The sequence below is a fragment of the Actinophytocola sp. genome, assembly GCF_045807065.1.
Lineage (GTDB): Bacteria > Actinomycetota > Actinomycetes > Mycobacteriales > Pseudonocardiaceae > Actinophytocola.
Map to the genome: position 1 here is coordinate 1 of NZ_JBJMIE010000197.1, position 17,421 is coordinate 17,421.

The 17,421-nt window shown below is 67.8% G+C and carries 12 protein-coding genes, 1 tRNA gene and 1 pseudogene; 10 read left to right on the forward strand and 4 right to left on the reverse strand.

Going from position 1 to position 17,421, the window contains the following annotated elements; genetic code table 11:
• From ACJ73U_RS11405 to ACJ73U_RS11440, 8 genes are all read left to right on the forward strand, one after another.
• Window positions 1-1,752, forward strand: a 1,752-nt coding sequence (locus ACJ73U_RS11405; RefSeq protein ID WP_407777541.1) for a sodium-translocating pyrophosphatase, incomplete at its 5' end; no start/stop codon positions are given.
• Between the two features lie 29 nt (window positions 1,753-1,781).
• Window positions 1,782-2,390, forward strand: coding sequence for a hypothetical protein (locus ACJ73U_RS11410; protein ID WP_407777542.1), 609 nt, complete (start codon window positions 1,782-1,784; stop codon window positions 2,388-2,390).
• A 111-nt stretch (window positions 2,391-2,501) separates the two neighbouring features.
• The gene (locus tag ACJ73U_RS11415; protein ID WP_407777543.1) at window positions 2,502-3,086 is read left to right on the forward strand and encodes a hypothetical protein; all 585 of its coding nucleotides are present in this window, start codon (window positions 2,502-2,504) and stop codon (window positions 3,084-3,086) included.
• 166 nt (window positions 3,087-3,252) lie between these two features.
• A complete protein-coding gene (gene topA / locus ACJ73U_RS11420) occupies window positions 3,253-6,033 on the forward strand; it encodes a type I DNA topoisomerase (protein ID WP_407777544.1) in 2,781 nt (926 codons plus the stop codon).
• A gap of 46 nt (window positions 6,034-6,079) precedes the next feature.
• Window positions 6,080-7,765, forward strand: coding sequence for a hypothetical protein (locus tag ACJ73U_RS11425; protein WP_407777545.1), 1,686 nt, complete (start codon window positions 6,080-6,082; stop codon window positions 7,763-7,765).
• Window positions 7,766-7,805: 40 nt separating this feature from the next.
• Window positions 7,806-8,282: a hypothetical protein gene (locus ACJ73U_RS11430; protein ID WP_407777546.1), complete on the forward strand. Its 477-nt coding sequence runs from the start codon at window positions 7,806-7,808 to the stop codon at window positions 8,280-8,282.
• A gap of 85 nt (window positions 8,283-8,367) precedes the next feature.
• Window positions 8,368-10,479 (forward strand): bifunctional MFS transporter/dTMP kinase, encoded by a 2,112-nt coding sequence (locus ACJ73U_RS11435; RefSeq protein ID WP_407777547.1) that lies wholly within the window; start codon window positions 8,368-8,370, stop codon window positions 10,477-10,479.
• A 19-nt stretch (window positions 10,480-10,498) separates the two neighbouring features.
• On the forward strand, window positions 10,499-11,695 hold the full coding sequence (locus ACJ73U_RS11440; protein ID WP_407777548.1) for a DNA polymerase III subunit delta': 1,197 nt from the start codon (window positions 10,499-10,501) through the stop codon (window positions 11,693-11,695).
• Between the two features lie 87 nt (window positions 11,696-11,782).
• On the opposite strand, the gene ACJ73U_RS11445 is transcribed toward ACJ73U_RS11440, so the two are convergent.
• Window positions 11,783-13,804, reverse strand: coding sequence for a hypothetical protein (locus ACJ73U_RS11445; RefSeq protein WP_407777549.1), 2,022 nt, complete (start codon window positions 13,802-13,804; stop codon window positions 11,783-11,785).
• A 92-nt stretch (window positions 13,805-13,896) separates the two neighbouring features.
• Here ACJ73U_RS11445 and ACJ73U_RS11450 point away from each other — a divergent pair.
• Window positions 13,897-13,973, forward strand: a tRNA-Thr gene (locus ACJ73U_RS11450).
• 78 nt (window positions 13,974-14,051) lie between these two features.
• A complete protein-coding gene (locus ACJ73U_RS11455) occupies window positions 14,052-15,593 on the forward strand; it encodes a tyrosine-type recombinase/integrase (RefSeq protein WP_407777550.1) in 1,542 nt (513 codons plus the stop codon).
• 28 nt (window positions 15,594-15,621) lie between these two features.
• Here the strand turns inward: ACJ73U_RS11455 and ACJ73U_RS11460 are convergent, their stop codons facing one another.
• The 3 genes and pseudogenes from ACJ73U_RS11460 to ACJ73U_RS11470 form a co-directional block, all read right to left on the reverse strand.
• On the reverse strand, window positions 15,622-16,848 hold the full coding sequence (locus tag ACJ73U_RS11460; RefSeq protein ID WP_407777551.1) for a hypothetical protein: 1,227 nt from the start codon (window positions 16,846-16,848) through the stop codon (window positions 15,622-15,624).
• 36 nt (window positions 16,849-16,884) lie between these two features.
• Window positions 16,885-17,076: pseudogene (locus ACJ73U_RS11465) on the reverse strand (hypothetical protein); the annotation flags it as partial.
• A partial coding sequence (locus tag ACJ73U_RS11470) for a hypothetical protein (RefSeq protein WP_407777552.1) occupies window positions 17,073-17,421 on the reverse strand: 349 nt, incomplete at its 5' end. The gene ACJ73U_RS11470 and the pseudogene ACJ73U_RS11465, both read right to left, overlap by 4 nt.

The window sequence follows — 17,421 nt, forward strand, 5'->3', positions numbered from 1 at the left end:
AAGGCCGCCGACGTGGGCGCTGACCTGGTCGGCAAGGTCGAGCAGGGCATCCCCGAGGACGACCCGCGCAACGCCGCCACCATCGCCGACAACGTCGGTGACAACGTGGGCGACTGTGCCGGCATGGCCGCGGACCTGTTCGAGTCCTACGCCGTGACCCTGGTCGCCGCGCTGATCCTGGGCTCCACCGCGTTCGGCGCGCAGGGCCTGCTGTTCCCGCTGATCGTCCCGGCGCTCGGTGCCATCACGGCCGTGGTCGGCGTCTACCTGACCCGTGCCAAGGTCGGCGAGAGCGGCCTGACCTCGATCAACAAGGCCTTCTACATGTCGGCCGTGCTGTCGGCGGTGCTGTGCACGGCCGCCGCGTTCATCTTCCTGCCGAACTCGTTCTCCGACCTGGACGGCGCAGCCGAAGCCGACATCGCCGGCAGCCCGGCGGTCATCGCGACCGTCGCCGTGATCATCGGCATCGTGCTGGCCGGCATCATCCTCTGGCTGACCGGCTACTTCACCGGCACCGAGTACAAGCCGGTCAAGGACGTCGGCAAGTCCTCGCTGACCGGCGCCGCGACCGTGATCCTGTCCGGCATCTCGGTCGGCTTCGAGTCCGCGGTCTACACGGCGGTGGTCATCGGCGCGGCCGTGTACGGCGCGTTCCTGCTGTCCGGCTCGCTGTTCGTGGCGCTGTTCTGCGTGGCGCTGGCCGGTACCGGCCTGCTCACCACCGTCGGCGTCATCGTGGCCATGGACACCTTCGGCCCGGTCTCGGACAACGCGCAGGGCATCGCCGAGATGTCCGGCGACGTCGAGGGTGAGGGCTCGGCGATCCTGACCGAGCTCGACGCGGTGGGCAACACCACCAAGGCGATCACCAAGGGCATCGCCATCGCGACCGCCGTGCTCGCCGCGACCGCGCTGTTCGGCTCGTACATCAACGCGATCCGCGAGGCGTTCGGCGACGCGCTCAACCTGTCCGGCGACGCGCTGGCGAAGCTCTCGAACTCGGACCTGTTCGCCTCCAGCGACCCCGACGGCAAGGCGTTCGTCGGCCTGGTGTTCAGCCCGAACGTGCTGGTCGGCGTGGTCATCGGCGCCGCTGTCGTGTTCATGTTCTCCGGCCTCGCGGTCAACGCCGTGTCCCGGGCCGCCGGTGCGGTCGTGTACGAGGTGCGGCGGCAGTTCCACGAGAACCCCGGCATCATGGAAGGCACCGTGCGCCCGGAGTACGGCCGCGTGGTGGACATGGTCACCCGCGACTCGCTGCGTGAGCTGGCCACTCCGGGGCTGCTCGCGGTCCTGGCGCCGATCGCGGTCGGCTTCGGCCTCGGCACCGGTCCGCTGGCCGGCTACCTGGCCGGCGCCATCGCCTGCGGCACCCTGATGGCGGTCTTCCTGGCCAACTCCGGTGGCGCCTGGGACAACGCGAAGAAGCTGGTCGAGGATGGCAACCACGGCGGCAAGGGCTCCGAGGCTCACGCCGCGACCGTCATCGGCGACACTGTGGGTGACCCGTTCAAGGACACCGCGGGCCCGGCCATCAACCCGCTGATCAAGGTGATGAACCTGGTCTCGCTGCTGATCGCCCCGGCCATCGTGTCACTGTCCGTCGGCGACAACGACAACGACGCCGTGCGGATCGTCATCGCGGTCGTCGCGGTGATCCTCATCGTCGCCGCCGTGTTCGTGTCCAAGCGGCGCGGCACGGCGATCGCCGAGAACCCCGCGGAGGCCGTGGCCAACGGCGCGTCGTGACCGCGGAACAACCAACGAAAAGGACGTCCATGAAGAAGCTGACCACGGGAGTCGTGGCGGCGTTGCTGGCGCTCACCATGACCAGCTGCGGCGACAGCGGCAACGACAACGGCGGCAGCTCCGGCACCGCCTCCAACACGAGCAGCTCGGACTCGGGCGGCAGCGACAGCGGTGGCGCGGTCGCCTGGGCCGACAAGGTGTGCTCGGGCATGAAGGACGACGTCGCCGCGTTGACCAACCAGCCGACCATCGACCAGAGCAGCCCGCAGGCGGCCAAGGACGGCCTGGTGGCCTACCTGAGCAAGCTCGAGACGTCGCTCGACGGCATGGCCAGTGCCGTCCAGGACGCCGGCGACCCGCCGGTCGACGGTGGTGGGGACGCGGTCAAGGACTTCCTCAACCAGATCTCCACCGCCAAGAGTGCGGTGACCAGCGCCAAGTCGAAGATCGACGCGGCGCCGGTCAACGACCCCACCGCGTTCCAGGCCGCGGCCTCCTCGGCCACGCAGGACCTCTCCGCGCTGAGCGACATGGATCCGACGAAGAGCTTCTCCAACAACAAGGAGCTCAACGACGCCTACAACAAGGCGGACAGCTGCAAGCAGCTGGAGGACGCCGCGTCGTCCCCGACGTCCTGACCAGGGACGTCAGCTGAGTGGCGCCATGGGCCCGGCCGCGCGCCGGGCCCATGGTCATTTTCGGCGCGTCGCGGCTGGCCCAGATCGAACGGGTGTTCTATCCTTGGCCGGGTGGCGCAGCTCTCGTTCTACTCCGCCGAGGCCAACCAGCCCCATGCCGGTGACCTCGCCGGTCTGCTGTGCTGCCAGGGCCAGCTGGCCGAGTTCGCCAGGACCGCCGCGCGGCTGACGCTGCCGCTGGATGCCCGCTGGCGCGTGCGGGCGGTCCGGCTGGCACTGGCCGAACGCGGCATCGAGACGACCCCGACGGTCACCGACGAGGGCCTGCACGGCGTGCGCACCGCTTTCCGCGCCGACTTGCTGTCGCTCGCCGAGGAGTGGACCAAGGAGGGCGAGAAGTTCGCCCCCTCCGGACTGTCCCTCGATGGCGGAGCGTTACGACTGTGGGTGCTCGCCGCCGGGAGTTGGCTGGGTACGAGTTATCTGCTCGGCCTGGATCCCGAGGCGCCCGACACGTATGACACCGTGAGAGGGGCGCTCGGCAACGCCGGGCTGCCCGCTACCCTGCAGGGGACGGGCCTGCGCATTTCCGGCCGGCGCCGGCTCCGCAGGCTCGCCGAACTGGTCGGCAGGCCGCCGTCGGGGGACGCGGAGGAGCACTGGCCGGCGGTATCCGGGGTGCGCGAAAGCGCGTAACCGTGCTACCCAGGTAACAGATCGGGCCAACGCGGCGAAAATGCTCGGTGGTCCGCTTCGCAAGCTGCGCGAAGTGTGCCGCGTGGCACCTGGGGGTAGGTATCACGGTGTGCAACGTGCACACTAGCGAGCTGAGAACAAAGCTCGGACTGGGAAGCGGGACGGCGTGGCAGGGTCTAACGGGACGAAGAGAACCGGGTCGGCGGGTGCCGAGCCGCGGCGGTTGGTGATCGTGGAGTCGCCTGCGAAGGCGAAGAAGATCGCCTCCTACCTCGGCCGGAACTTCGTCGTGGAGTCCTCTCGAGGCCACATCCGCGACCTGCCCCGCAAGGCGGCCGAGGTGCCGGCCAAGTACAAGGGCGAGTCCTGGTCCAACCTCGGCGTCAACGTCGACAACGGCTTCGAGCCCATCTACATCGTCACGCCGGACAAGAAGGCCACCGTCACGGAGCTGAAGGAAGCGCTGAAGACGGTCGACGAGCTCTACCTCGCCACAGACGGTGACCGCGAGGGCGAGGCCATCGCGTGGCACCTGCTGGAGGCGCTCAAGCCGAAGGTGCCGGTCCGCCGGATGGTCTTCCACGAGATCACCGAGCCGGCCATCCGCGCCGCCGCCGCGAACACCCGTGCGCTCGACCAGGACCTGGTCGACGCGCAGGAGACCCGCCGCATCCTTGACCGCCTGTACGGCTACGAGGTCAGCCCGGTCCTCTGGAAGAAGATCACCCGCGGCCTTTCCGCGGGTCGCGTGCAGTCCGTCGCGACGCGAATCGTCGTGGACCGCGAGCGCGAGCGGATGAAGTTCGTCCCGGCCTCGTACTGGGACATCTCCGCCAGGCTCGACGCCGGCGCGGACGCCGAACCACGCAACTTCGGTGCCCGGCTCGTCCAGATCGACGGGAACAAGCTCGCCACCGGCCGCGACTTCGGCCCGGACGGCCAGCTCAAGAACACCGCCCTGGTCCTCGCCGAGGCCGACGCCCGGCGCCTGGCCGACGCGCTGACCGGCCAGGGCATGCGGGTCGCGTCGGTCGAGGAGAAGCCGTACACCCGCCGCCCGTACCCGCCGTTCATGACCTCCACGCTGCAGCAGGAGGCCGGCCGCAAGCTGCGCTTCGGCTCGGACCGCACGATGCGCGTGGCGCAGCGGCTGTACGAGAACGGCTACATCACCTACATGCGTACCGACTCCACGACGCTGTCCGAGACGGCGATCGCGGCGGCTCGTGCGCAGGCCCGCGAGCTGTACGGCGACGCGTACGTCTCGCCGCAGCCCCGGCAGTACACGCGGAAGGTCAAGAACGCCCAGGAGGCGCACGAGGCCATCCGCCCCGCCGGCGAGGTGTTCCGCACGCCCGGCCAGGTCGCGGGGGAGCTGGAGACCGACGAGTTCCGCCTGTACGAGCTGATCTGGCAGCGCACGGTCGCCTCCCAGATGGCCGACGCGCGCGGCACGACCATGAGCGTCCGCATCGTCGGCACGGCCACGTCCGGCGAGGAGTGCACGTTCGCCGCGTCCGGCCGCACGATCACCTTCCCCGGCTTCCTGCGTGCCTACGTCGAGACCGTGGACACCGAGGCGGGTGGCGAAGCCGACGACGCCGAGCGCCGCCTGCCGCAGCTGGCCAAGGACCAGGCGCTGACCGCGACCGAGCTGAACCCGGACGGCCACACGACCTCGCCGCCGCCGCGCTACACCGAACCGAGCCTGGTCAAGGCGCTGGAGGACCTGGGCATCGGCCGCCCGTCGACGTACGCGTCGATCATCAACACCATCCAGGACCGCGGGTACGTGTGGAAGAAGGGCGCCGCGCTGGTGCCCTCCTGGATCGCGTTCTCGGTGGTCGGACTGCTGGAACGGCACTTCGGCCGGCTGGTGGACTACGACTTCACCGCGGCCATGGAAGACGAGCTGGACCGCATCGCCGCTGGGGAGCAGCAGCGCACGACCTGGCTCTCGGGCTTCTACTTCGGCGGCGACGTCGGTCCGGAGGGCTCGGTCGGCCGCGACGGCGGGCTCAAGAAGCTGGTCGGCTCGGGTGTCGACACCATCGACGCACGGGAGATCAACTCGATCCCGCTGTTCAGCGACGAGCAGAACCGCCCGATCGTCGTCCGCGTCGGCCGGTACGGCCCGTACCTGGAGCGCGACGGCGACGGCCCGGACGGCGCGGCGAACCCGCAGCGGGCGAACCTGCCGGAGGACCTGCCGCCGGACGAGCTGACGCTGGAGATCGCGGAGAAGCTGTTCGCGACGCCGGTCGAGGGCCGCTCGCTCGGCACCGACCCGGTGACCGGCCACGAGATCGTCGCGAAGGAGGGCCGCTTCGGCCCGTACGTGACCGAGCTGCTGCCCGAGCCCGAGGACGCCAAGGCGAAGAAGGCCGCCAAGCCGAGGACGGGTTCGCTGTTCAAGTCGATGTCCATCGAGTCGGTGACGCTGGACGACGCGCTCAAGCTGCTGTCGCTGCCGCGCGTGGTCGGCAAAGACCCGGCGAGCGGCGAGGAGATCACCGCGCAGAACGGCCGCTACGGCCCGTACCTGAAGAAGGGCACCGACTCGCGGTCGCTGGCCACCGAGGACGCACTCTTCACGGTCACGCTGGACGAGGCGCTGAAGCTGTACGCCGAGCCCAAGCGGCGCGGTCGCCAGGCCGCGGCGTCGGCGCCGCCGCTGAAGGAGCTGGGCAACGACCCGGTCTCCGGCAAGCCGATGGTGGTGAAGGACGGCCGCTTCGGCCCGTACGTGACGGACGGCGAGTTCAACGCGTCCCTGCGCAAGTCCGACACCGTGGAGACCCTGACGGACGAGCGCGCGGCCGAGCTGCTCGCGGAGAAGCGCGCCAAGGGCCCGGCCCCGAAGCGCACGACGACCCGCAAGACCACCGCGAAGACCGCCCCGAAGAAGGCGCCGGCGAAGAAGGCCCCGGCCAAGTCCAAGTCCTGACCGACTACCGTTCCCCCATCATCCGAACGGGGGATCGGGAGACGACATGGCGGACGACCGAACAGAACCGGCCTCCACGGGCAACGAGCCGGCCCGAGTGACGTCGACCACGGGAACGACGGATACGGCAACCGACCGGCGGGCACTTCCGGAGTCCCCACCGGACGGGGTTTCTCCGCCCTCCGAGGAGTGGGGCGACTGGTTCTCGGGCGCCCCCGTCGAGGGCGCGGACAACGGCGACAGCGTGCCGAGCACGCTCGCTTCACCCGGGGCAGCGGCCACCGGGCCGTGGGGCGGCTGGTTCCCGGCCAAGCGCTCCACCGCCAGTGAGGCGGTCATCACTGATCGGTCTTCGATGACGGAACGGGCAGCGGTGGTCGGTGGACTGGTAGCCGGTGGGGGCCGGCCCGTGGCCACGGGAGCGCGGGTCGAGGAGATGCCCACCACCGAGATACCGGTGCTGCCGTTCCCGCCGTCGGCAGCGCGGAGAGCCGCGTGGCCGAGGCGGCGGCCAGGCCGCCACGAGCGCGTCACGCCCGAGCCCACGGCGTTCGACCGGCGGGCCGTCGAGGCCTGGTTCCGCCGCAGGGGCCTGCCGCTGTTCGTCCGCAGTGACGAGCGTGCGTCGCGGCTGCTGCAGCGTGCCGTGCCCGCCCTGGTGTTCCTGCTGGTCATCGACCCGATCACGACGCTCGTCACCTGGCTGGTGGACGTGCCGCAGGCGGAGTTCCAGCGGCGCATGACGAACACCGCCTACGTGTTCCCGCTGCTCGCGCTCATCGTCGCCGGGGTTGTCGTACCCGTCCTGGCCGGCTGGCTCGTCTCGCTGTGGATGCGCCGGCTGCCCCGGCGCGGTCGCTGGTGGGTGGCCCGGGTCGTGCTGCTGCTCAACGTGCTTGCCGTGCCGCTCGTCGACTGGTCGTCGGGGCTCCGCGACAACCTCTGGCTGTCGCTCGCGATCAACGTCGGTGTGACGTTGCTCATGCTCTTCTTCGTGTGGGTCGGTGCCGGCTCGATCCTCGCCTGGGGGCTGCGCAAGGCCGTCGCCGAGCTGGGCACCGTCGGCCGGATGGCCACCACGGCGCTGCCGCTGCTCGTGATCGTCGTGATCTTCTCGTTCTTCGCCACCGAGGTCTGGCAGATCGCCGCCGCCCTGCCGCGCTGGCGGTTGTGGCTGGTGGTGGCCCTGTTCGCGCTGCTGGGCGTGCTGTTCATGGCGTCCCGCCTCAGCGACGAGCTGCGCAAGATGATCGACCGGGTCGCGAACGACAAGGTCGACGACCTGGCGAACGTGCTGCGCCACACACCCCTCGCCGCGGCGGTCGCCGGGCCGCCGATCGAGTCGATGCCGCTGGGCCGCCGCGAGCGGGCGAACATCACCCTTGTGTTGTTCGTCGCACAGCTGCTCCAGATCCTGCTACTGAGCGTGCTCGTGTTCTGCGTGCTCATCGCACTCGGCGCGCTCGCCGTCGACTCCACGGTGATCGACTCGTGGCTCGGGCCGGGCGCCGCGCGGCGGGAGGGCACCCTGTTCGGGGCGAAGCTGCCGCTGTCCGCCGGGCTGGTGCAGGTCTCGCTGTTCCTCGCCGCGTTCTCCGGCGTGTACTTCGCCGCCTCCGCCGCCACTGACCAGCACTATCGCGAGTCGTTCTTCGAGCCGCTGCTGGCGGACGTTCGAACCAGCCTCGCAGCGCGTCAGGTTTATCTCGCACCTCGTCCCGATGCCTCTTAGTCTGGTACTGGACGCGCACAGTCACGCACAGGGAGTTGACATGGCGAGCTGGAACCACGACGGCACCCAGGATCCCAGTCCCCCACCACTGATGAACGACCCCTTGTCCGGCCTCGTGACCGGCGGCAAGTACGACGGGGAGGCGGTCCGCATCCGCGTCATCGAACCCGCCAAGCCGGACATCGAGGCCGTTCGCACGGCGATGGAGGCCGTGCTCGACGAGAACTCCGAGCTGCGGGTCCACCTGCCCGGCGCGACCCCCGCCCCGGCGCCCAGGCCGCGCGTGGCGCCGCCGGTCGACGCGGCAGCGCCGACGCCGCCGGTCGGCATCCCGGCACCCGCCGCCCGCATGCCCGTGGTGCCGGAGGAGGCCCCGCCACCGCGAATGGTCCGACCACCCCGCAGGAGGTGGTCCCCGGGCCTCGCGGCCGTCGGACTGCTACTGATCGTGATGGCAGTTCTCGTGATCGTGATGTTGGCGAGCCTGATCGACGCGATCTCGAGCATCTTCGGCTGAACCCTCAGCACTCTCAGGTTGGCCGCGCTACGTTACCCGCGCGTTCTGGTTACCCTGAAAGGGCGCGGGATCCGTGGGAGATGGGGTGGCTGGCATCAGCGGGGGTGCGAGTACAGAATGGAAGTCCGGTGCGGGGGCGCCGGCTTCGTCCAACGCTTCCATCACACACCGTGCGCGGAGTGTGCTGGCGATTCGAGCCTTCCGCAGACTGTGGGGGGTCACCTATCTGTGTAGCATTGGTGACTGGTTGTCACTGCTCGCGTTGGCGGGCCTGGTCTCCAAGCTGACCGAGGGGTACCTGGCGGAGAGCTTCGCCTTCTCGGGCGTCGTGCTGACCCAGCTGCTGCCCGGCCTGCTGTTCGCGCCGCTCGGCGGCCTGCTCGCGGACCGCTTCGACCGCCGCAAGATCATGGTGATCTGCGACGTGCTGCGCTGCGCGTTGTTCGTGTCGATCGCGGTCATCGGCTCACCGCTGTGGCTGTTCGTCGGCAACTTCTTCATCGGCTGCTGCGCGTTGCTGTGGATCCCGTCGAAGGACGCGGCGGTGCCGAACCTGCTGCGCCGCCCCGACCAGGTCGAGACCGCGAACCAGCTCGGCCTGGTGATGACCTACGGCATCGCGGTGATCAGCGGCGCCGGCCTGTACGCGGCGATCACCGGCATCACCACGAACCTGAACATCCAGCCCGACCCGGACGGCCTCGGCATCGCCAAGATCATCCTGGTCATCAACGGCCTGCTGTACCTGACCAGCGCGATCCTCATCGCGACCCGCATCCCCGAGCTGTCGCTGCGGGACACCCCGCTCGCCGAGGCACGCCGCAAGGCCGACAAGGCGGCGAAGAAGGAGTCGGGCGAGAAGCAGGGCTTCGTGGCGATGGCCCGCGACGCGGCGCGGTTCGTCCGGAGCACCCCGATCGTCCGCGGCCTGCTGATCGGCATGGTCGGCGCGTTCGCGGCGGCCGGTGCGCTGATCGGGTCCGCACGCATGTACGCGGACAGCCTGCGCGGTGGCGAGTCGACGTTCGGCCTGCTGTTCGTCGCCATGTTCCTCGGCCTCGCGACCGGCATGGCGGGTGCTCCGAAGCTCGCGCAGCGGCTGCCGCACAACCGGCTGTTCGGCATCACCATCGTGTTCGCCGGCCTCGTGCTGGTCCTGGTGGCGCTGTCCCCGCACCTGATCGTGTCGCTGATCACAGTGATGGTGGTCGGCGCGTGTGCCGGTGCGGCGTTCCTGACCGGCGTGACGATCATCGGCACCCAGGTCGAGGACGCGATCCGCGGCCGGATCAACGCCATCTACCAGTCGCTGATGAAGGTCATCCTCGCCGCCGCGATGGCCGCGACGCCGCTGCTCATCGGCCTGGTGAAGGAGCAGGACGTCACCGTGTGGGGCCGGCAGATGCGGATCGACGGCTCGCGCCCGGTCCTGCTGGCGGCGGGGTTGATCGCCGCCTTCGTCGGCATGATCGCCTACCGGCAGATGGACGACCGGCGCACCGAGCCGATCCTGGCCGACCTGCTCAACGCCATCCGCCGCAAGCCGCGCCGGCTGACCGGCCTGCTGGTCGCGGTCGAGGGCGACACCGTGGCCGACACGTCGATGCAGGCGCAGTTGCTGGCCGACTGGCTGAAGCGCCCCGGTCAGAAGGAAGTCCTCCTGGCGACCGACCCGGCGCTGGACGACCAGCGCCTCCAGTCCGTCCTGGCCGGCGCCCAGCTGGCCGGCGCGCGGGCCCACGCGCTGGTGGCGGCGGCGGTCCGCGCGGACCTGGTGGAACGGCAGATCGGACCGGCACTGGATCGCGGCGCCCTGGTCGTGATGGAACGCTTCGTGGACAGCCCGCTGGCCCACCTGTCCGCCGCCGCGGGCCTGGACCCGGCCGAGCTGGAGGGCCTGGCGGACTGGGCGACCGCCCGCCTGCGCCCGGATGTGACGATCCTCCTGGACCGCGACCCGAACACCCTGGGCGCGGAGCGCTCCCGCCCGCCGGAGCACCACTGGCAGGTGCAGAAGGTGCTGACCGAGATGGCCGCCGCCGACCCGGACCGGTACGTGGTGGTCGACGCGGACGGCACGCCCGAGCAGGTGGCGCTGCGTGTGCGGCTCGCGGTGCAGACCTCGTTGGCCGGCCGCCGGCAGGGCAGCCTCCTGCCGAGCGATAGCCTCGCACCGGTAGAGGTCCCGGCGAGGTAGTAGGGACGGAGGCTGTGGGTTGAGCACCGTGTGGTCGCAGGTCGTCGGTCAGCCGGAGGCCGTCGAGGTGCTCAGGGCATCGGCCGCGGTGGCGGCGTCGATGGTCGACGGCACGTTCCCGGGCGGCTCGACATCGGCGGTGGCCCACGCGTGGCTGTTCACCGGCCCGCCGGGCTCGGGACGTTCGGTGGCGGCAAAGGCGTTCGCGGCCGCGCTCGAGTGCGAGACGGGAGTGGGCTGCGGCTCCTGCCCGGGCTGCCGGACGGCGATGGCCGGCACGCACGCGGACGTGCACGTGGTCGTCCCCGAGGGCCTGTCCATCTCCGTGGCGGAGATGCGCGCGCTGGTGCAGATCGCGGCCCGCCGCCCCACGGGCGCCCGCTGGCAGGTGGTCATCATCACGGACGCCGACCGCCTGACCGAGGGCGCGGCCAACGCGTTGCTGAAGGCGGTGGAAGAACCGCCGGAACGCACCGTGTTCCTGCTGGCGGCCCCGTCGGACCACCCGGAAGACGTCCCGGTGACCATCCGCTCGAGGTGCCGCCACCTGGCCCTGCGCACCCCGGCCCCCTCGGCGATCGCCGAGGTCCTGCAGACCCGCGACGGCATAGAGCCGCCGATGGCGACGTGGGCGGCCTCCGTGTGCGGCGGCCACGTGGGCAGAGCCCGCCGCCTTGCCACGGACGACGCGGCCCGCGCCCGCCGCGAGTCGGTGCTGCGGATCCCACTGAGCCTGAAACGCATGTCCGACGTGTTCGACTGCGCCGACGACCTGGTGAAGGCCGCGGAGGCAGACGCCAACGAGGTGAGCGGCACCCGCGACGAGGCGGAGAAGGACGCTCTGAAGACCGCCATGGGCCACGGCGGCACCGGAAAGGGCACGGCCACAGCCACCCGAGGCAGCGCGGCGGCCATCAAGGAACTGGAACGCCGCCAGAAAAGCCGAGCCACCAGAACCCAACGCGACGCGATCGACCTGGCCCTGGTCGACCTCGCGGGCTTCTACCGCGACGTACTGGTCCTCTCCTCCGGCGGCCAGGCAACCCTGACCCACCCGGACCGCGAACGCGACACAACACAGGCCGCGGCCATGTGGACACCGGAGTCAACACTGCGCCGCCTGGAAGCAGTCCTGGCCTGCCGCGAGGCAATGGAACTGAACGTGAAGCCCAGGATCGCCATAGAAGCAATGCTGATGACCCTGCACTACGGCTGACGCCTCCGGCCCCGGAAATTGCAGGGGTTCACCTACGCGCGCCACCACTGGGGGGTGCGCTCCGCTGTCGGGAGCGCACCCGTGCCGTCAGTCTTGCTCCTCTTCGCGGGTGGCCTTCGCGTTCGGTGCGGTGGTGTCATCGTCGGTCGCCGTCTTCTCGGCTGAAGCGTCGGTCGCGTCGTCCGCGCCCTCTTCAGCGGGCACACCGTCCTGGGCAGCCGCGGGTGCCTCCGCAGCGTCGGCCTGGCCCGCAGAGTTCGCCTCGTCAGCGACTCCCGATGCCTGCGCCGCCACGCCAGCCCGTTCGGCATCCGCCTCGGTTGAGCCCGGCTCAGCCGAGTTCGACTCCTTCGCGACCTCCGGCGCATCCGCCGCTGCCTCAGCTCGCCCGGCATCCGCGTCCGCGGAGCCCGGCTCCGCGGAGCCGGGCTCCTTCGCGGCCTCCGGCGCTGCTTCAGCTCCTCCGGTATCCGCGTCCGCTGGCGCCGGCTCCGGTCCGTCGTCCCCGTCCACCTCGCCGGCGCCGACGGGCACGTAGGTGCGCAGCCGCGGCATCGCGGCCACCAGCACCACACCGATCAGCAGCATCGCGGTCCCCGTCCAGAACAGCGGGATCGTCTTGTAGGCCGACGTCGTGTAGGCGAGCTGCATCGGTGCCCGGCCCTGCGGGTTGGGGGCCGGCGGCTGCGTCGGCTGCTCCACCGTGCGGCACAACACCCCGCCCGTCGGCGCGTACGCCCGCGCCACCTGCTCACCCAGCGCCACCTGCGCCAGCGCCGACGGGAGGTTCGGCAACCCCAGCGCCTGCGTCGGCAGCACCTGCAGGTCCAGCATCCGCGCGGTCGCCCCCAGCTGGTAACCCTGGAACGGCGACGTCATCGCCGTCCCGCGTTGGTCGAGCTGCGCCACCCCGAGCCGGATCACGCCCAGGTCGAGCCGCTGCAGCGCCGCCGTCACCTGCTGCCCGTTCGCCAGCAGGTCACCGATGATCGGCAGGTTCGGCGCACCGGGCGCGAGCGGGATCCCGATCGGGATGTCCAGCTTCGGGTTCGCCGCGTCCAGCTGTCCGAGGCTCTTCCCGCCCTGCGAGACGGCCAGGACCGGCGCCGTGTACCGCACACTCGACGTCGCCGGGTCACCCGTGGAGGTGACCTGCAGCGTCGGCTGGCTGACCACCCGGATCTGGACCTCGAACGGCGTCCCCGCGAGCAACGTCAGGTTCGCGACCTGCATGGTCGACGTCGACTGCACCGCCTTGTTCGCCGAGCCAGGGATGTCGACCAGCCGCACGACCGACCGCGCGGACAGCGTGTTCGGCAGGCTCACCAGCGACCCGGCGCCGTTCGCGGCCGGTTTCGAGCCCCCGGACAGCACACCGCCGAGCGTGCTCAACGGCCCGGCGAGCTTCTTCAACCCGTCGATGATCGCCTGGTCGGCGCCCGGGTCGAGGGGCGAGTCGAACACCCCGGTCAGGTCGTTGGTCGAGGGCAGCGTGGGGATCGCGTTCAGCAGCGACAGGCTCGCGACCTCCGTGGTCGCGTCCGCGATCGGGTCGACACACGGTCCGTCCGTGTCACTCCACCGGGCGTGCACCTGCCCCTGGAGCGCGGTGGCCCGCACCAGCGAGTCAAGCGGCGTGGACGGCAACGACAGCCCACCGTGCACCGGCTGCGGGTTGTCCGGCGAGGCGGTCTGCGACAGCGCCCCGGGCGCCTGCGGACTCCCACCCTGCACGGCGATCCCACCGGGCGCCGCCTGCGCGACGGACCGCTCGAACGTGAGGTACGCCTCGGAGTTGGCCTGCGCCGAGGCGAGCCCGAACCCCAACTCGGCGGCCGACTGCTTGGGCAGCTTGTCCTCGTCCCCGGGCTGGATCGCCTTGGTAGGCACCGAGTTGGGCAGGATCCGCAGAATCCCAAGCCCGGTCCCGGCGTCCCCGACCGCGTGCCCGGCCGGCACAACCCCAACAGGCGACGACATCCCGGGCGACGCGGAATCGGCCGGCGTCGGGATCGGCGTAGTCGGCTGCGCAACGGCAGGAGCCGCGGAGAAGCCCACCACCAGCCCAGCAAGCCCCACCGCCGTCGCGACCAACAACCGTCCGCGCATGCTTTACCCACCTCCACAGCACCGGCGAGCTGATAACGAGCCCAGCCCCCGCGAGTGACGCCGTCCCGCCCAGCTACACTATGACTCGTCTCGCCGCCTTAGCTCAGTCGGCCAGAGCGGCTCACTCGTAATGAGCAGGTCAAGGGTTCGATTCCCTTAGGCGGCTCCAGGTCAGAGGGCCTGTAGCACCGGTAAGCCCGGTTCGCGTGACATCAGATGTGACGCGAACCGGGCTTACGCTTTTGTCATGGCCAGCCGAGCGAAGCCGCAGAAGCGCGTCCGAGGCGCGATCGACACACTGCCCAGTGGGTCACTCCGCGTGAGGGTTTATGCGGGTATCGACCCGGTCAGTGGCGAACGCCACTACCTGTCTGACGTGATCCCTGCCGGTCCGAATGCGGCCAATCTCGCCGAGAAGGCCCGCACCCGGATGCTCGCCGAAGTCGACGAGCGCCGCAACGCGCGCACGAAGGCGACGGTCAACCAGCTACTCGACCGCTACTTCGAGCTGCTGAAGGCGGAAGCGAACACGCAGGAGAACTACGAGTCGCTGGCGCGGAACCACATCCGCCCGCTGATCGGCGACCTGTCGATAGGAAAGATCAACGGCGAACTCCTCGACTCGTTCTACAAGGAGTGCCGGAGATGTCGGGCGCACTACCGAGGCCGCAAGTACATCGAGCACCGCACGAACCACGACCACGAGTGCAACGAGAAGTGCAGGCCACATGAGTGCAAGGGCCTCGCTAACGGCAGCCTCCGCAAGATCCACGCCGTGCTGATGGGTGCTGGCAAGCGCGGCGTGCGCTGGCGTTGGTTCGGCGTGAACCCGTTCGAGCAGGCTGACCCGCTACCGGCAGCACGACCCGAGCCGAAGCCACCGACCACCGACCAGGCCGCACAGATCGTGAGCGTCGCGTTCGCCGACATCGATTGGGGCATGCTCGTATGGCTCGCGATGGTCACCGGAGCACGCCGAGGTGAGCTGTGCGCCCTGACGTGGGAGCGCGCCACCCTCAAGGAGGGTGCTGGCACTCTGTCGATCGAATCGAGCATCGCGCAGCGAGGCGGTCGCACGTGGGAGAAGGACACCAAGACCCACCAGCAACGCCGCATCACCCTCGACGACGCGACAGTGGCCCTCCTGGCGGCCTACAAGCGCCACTGTGCGGAGCGCGCAGGCATCGACGACATGCCAGGAAAGGCGCGGATCTTCTCCAGCTCTCCGGATGGCAGCACCTGGCTCAAGCCGGACTCGGTGAGCCAGCGCTACGCGCGCATGTGTGCCCGCAAGCCCCTCCAATGGGACATGCACATCCACCAACTCCGCCACTACTCGGCAACGGAACTGATCTCCGCCGGAGTCGACGTAACGACTGTCGGTGGGCGACTGGGCCACGGAGGCGGAGGTTCGACCACGCTCCGGTTCTACAGCGCATGGAAATCCGAGGCTGACCAGCGTGCGGCGGGCACCTTGTCGACGCGCTTGCCGGAGTTGCCGGTAGCGCTCGATCCGGCTGGTTCGTTCAGGGCCACAATCCAACCAATCGAGGATAAGCACTACCAGCGCATAGCCGCCGACCTGCGTGGAGCGATCACATGCGGAGCGCTCAAACCTGGCGAAAGGCTCCCGGCTTTCGAGGCTCTCGCCGATCGCTACGGCGTGGTGGCCAACACGGTGCAACGCGCGGTGAAGGTGCACAGAAAAGAGGGGCTTGTAATGGTCAGTCGAGGACGCCGAGCAGTCGTTACACAACGAGGGGAGCGAGCTGCAGAAGCTATGGCTTGATCTGTGACTAGGTGTGAATACGCGTGGACTAATCAATCGCTAGATGGCGCATGATGTTTCGTATGTCGTTCTCGTCATCTTCGTACGTTTGATCGAGCTCTTCTTCAGCCCACATGATGTTCTTGGGCACGTCAAGGGTGTTTTTGTGGTGTTCAAGAGCTTGGACGGCCTTGGAGTATCCGGGAAACACTGAATCTGGCGTCTCGTATTTCGCATCGATTATATCGACCATTTCCTCTAGTTCCCTCCAGTTGATATCCTTTCGGCTGCCGTGTACCCATGCATCCATTTCTTCCTCGATCAGCCGGTCGATGCTGTATTCGACATTAGTCAATGCCCAGTAAGGTGCGATACCGAGTTCGTCGAGAAGTTGCTGAGCATCGGTAGCATCTTCCCAAGTGGAAAGATCGTTGGTAAGCCAGTTGGCTGCTTGAGTGACGATTCGTTCCCGTTCTCGGCAAGCGACAGGATGCTTACAGATCGCCACGGCCTGAACAACCGAAACAAGGTCTCGACGGTCCCAAATTTCTTCGGTCCAGTTGCCTGCAAACTTGTTCATCACTACTTGGACAACGCCGTCCAGATCTAACATTGAAGATATTCGTAGAGCAATCGTCGCCCTCCATGTCCAGTCCGACAGATCCTGTTCGTCATGTTGGTCGAAAAGCCGAATTATGCCAGCTTCGACTAAGGTTGAATTGCGTGAGAGCTGCGCGAGGAGTTCAGCGCCTTTCCAACCATTTGCTAGCGTCCACAGATTGGCTATTCGACTAAATTTCGTTACGCTGGCAAGTAGGTGCTTCACCGTGGCATGCTGGCCGGCTACGTATTCATGCATATAATCGCGTATCGATGGATTGTGGTAGCTTAAAAAGACTCCATTGTGTCGTGGTGTGATTCGTATCATTGTATCTTCGAGAGTATCCAATGCCTTACGAAATTCACGAGGTTCATCGCTCAGATGCAATGTTGCGCAATACGCGTACCATGCTTCCTCTAGAGTTTCGATGGTGACGCTTCCTGCAAATGTGAACAAGACCAGCAAGACGTGAATCGCGGCGTCCTCAAGCTCGTACTCGACGATATGCTCCCAAAGTGCACGCGGGCTTTGTAGGTTGTTCAAAACCGTGTTGACGACATCCTTGGGATCATTGGCGTAGGCGAGTTCCAAACTTTGAGCGATGATCCGGGGGTTGAAATTAGGATGAAGAACAATATCCCGGTAAACTGAAGACCTTGAGAACTCTTTCTTCACGGCTGAAGGAAGATCTGCATAGAACACATGATTGTAAAGTATCTCTGCTCGAATAACTTTGGTGTAATCTGACAGATCAAGGACGCATGTCATGATATTGAAGTCATGCATGGAGAGCCGGGAATAATTTTGACGAGCCTGTGCGAGGATGTACTCCCTCGTTGTCAGGGCGAACCGTTTGTTGGACTCTGCGCATAACCGATAGAAGCCGACTATCTTCGTTTTTATTTAGTTTGTCTGCTAGGGTGGTCTGTCTGCCCCAGGAAGTCATCGTAGTAAAATAGCTGCGGTTTATCGGGATTCCATAGTCGATTTACTTCGTCGACATCCTCCGATACTTCAATTAACTCGTATCCAGTTGCGAGATGTTGAGCGGCAAGTACTCTTGCTAGTGTTGTCTTTCCGATCCCTGGAAGGCCAGCGATCACGCAGACATGAGTATTAGTCAATATCTCTAAAGCCCGAGAAAAGCTCTGGTTTGGAACGTAGGTGCGGATGCTTTCATTGAGTTCTTCTGCTAGTGCAGCTGAACGCGTCACAATGTCCTTGTTAAGAAGTGCCTCCAGGACGGCG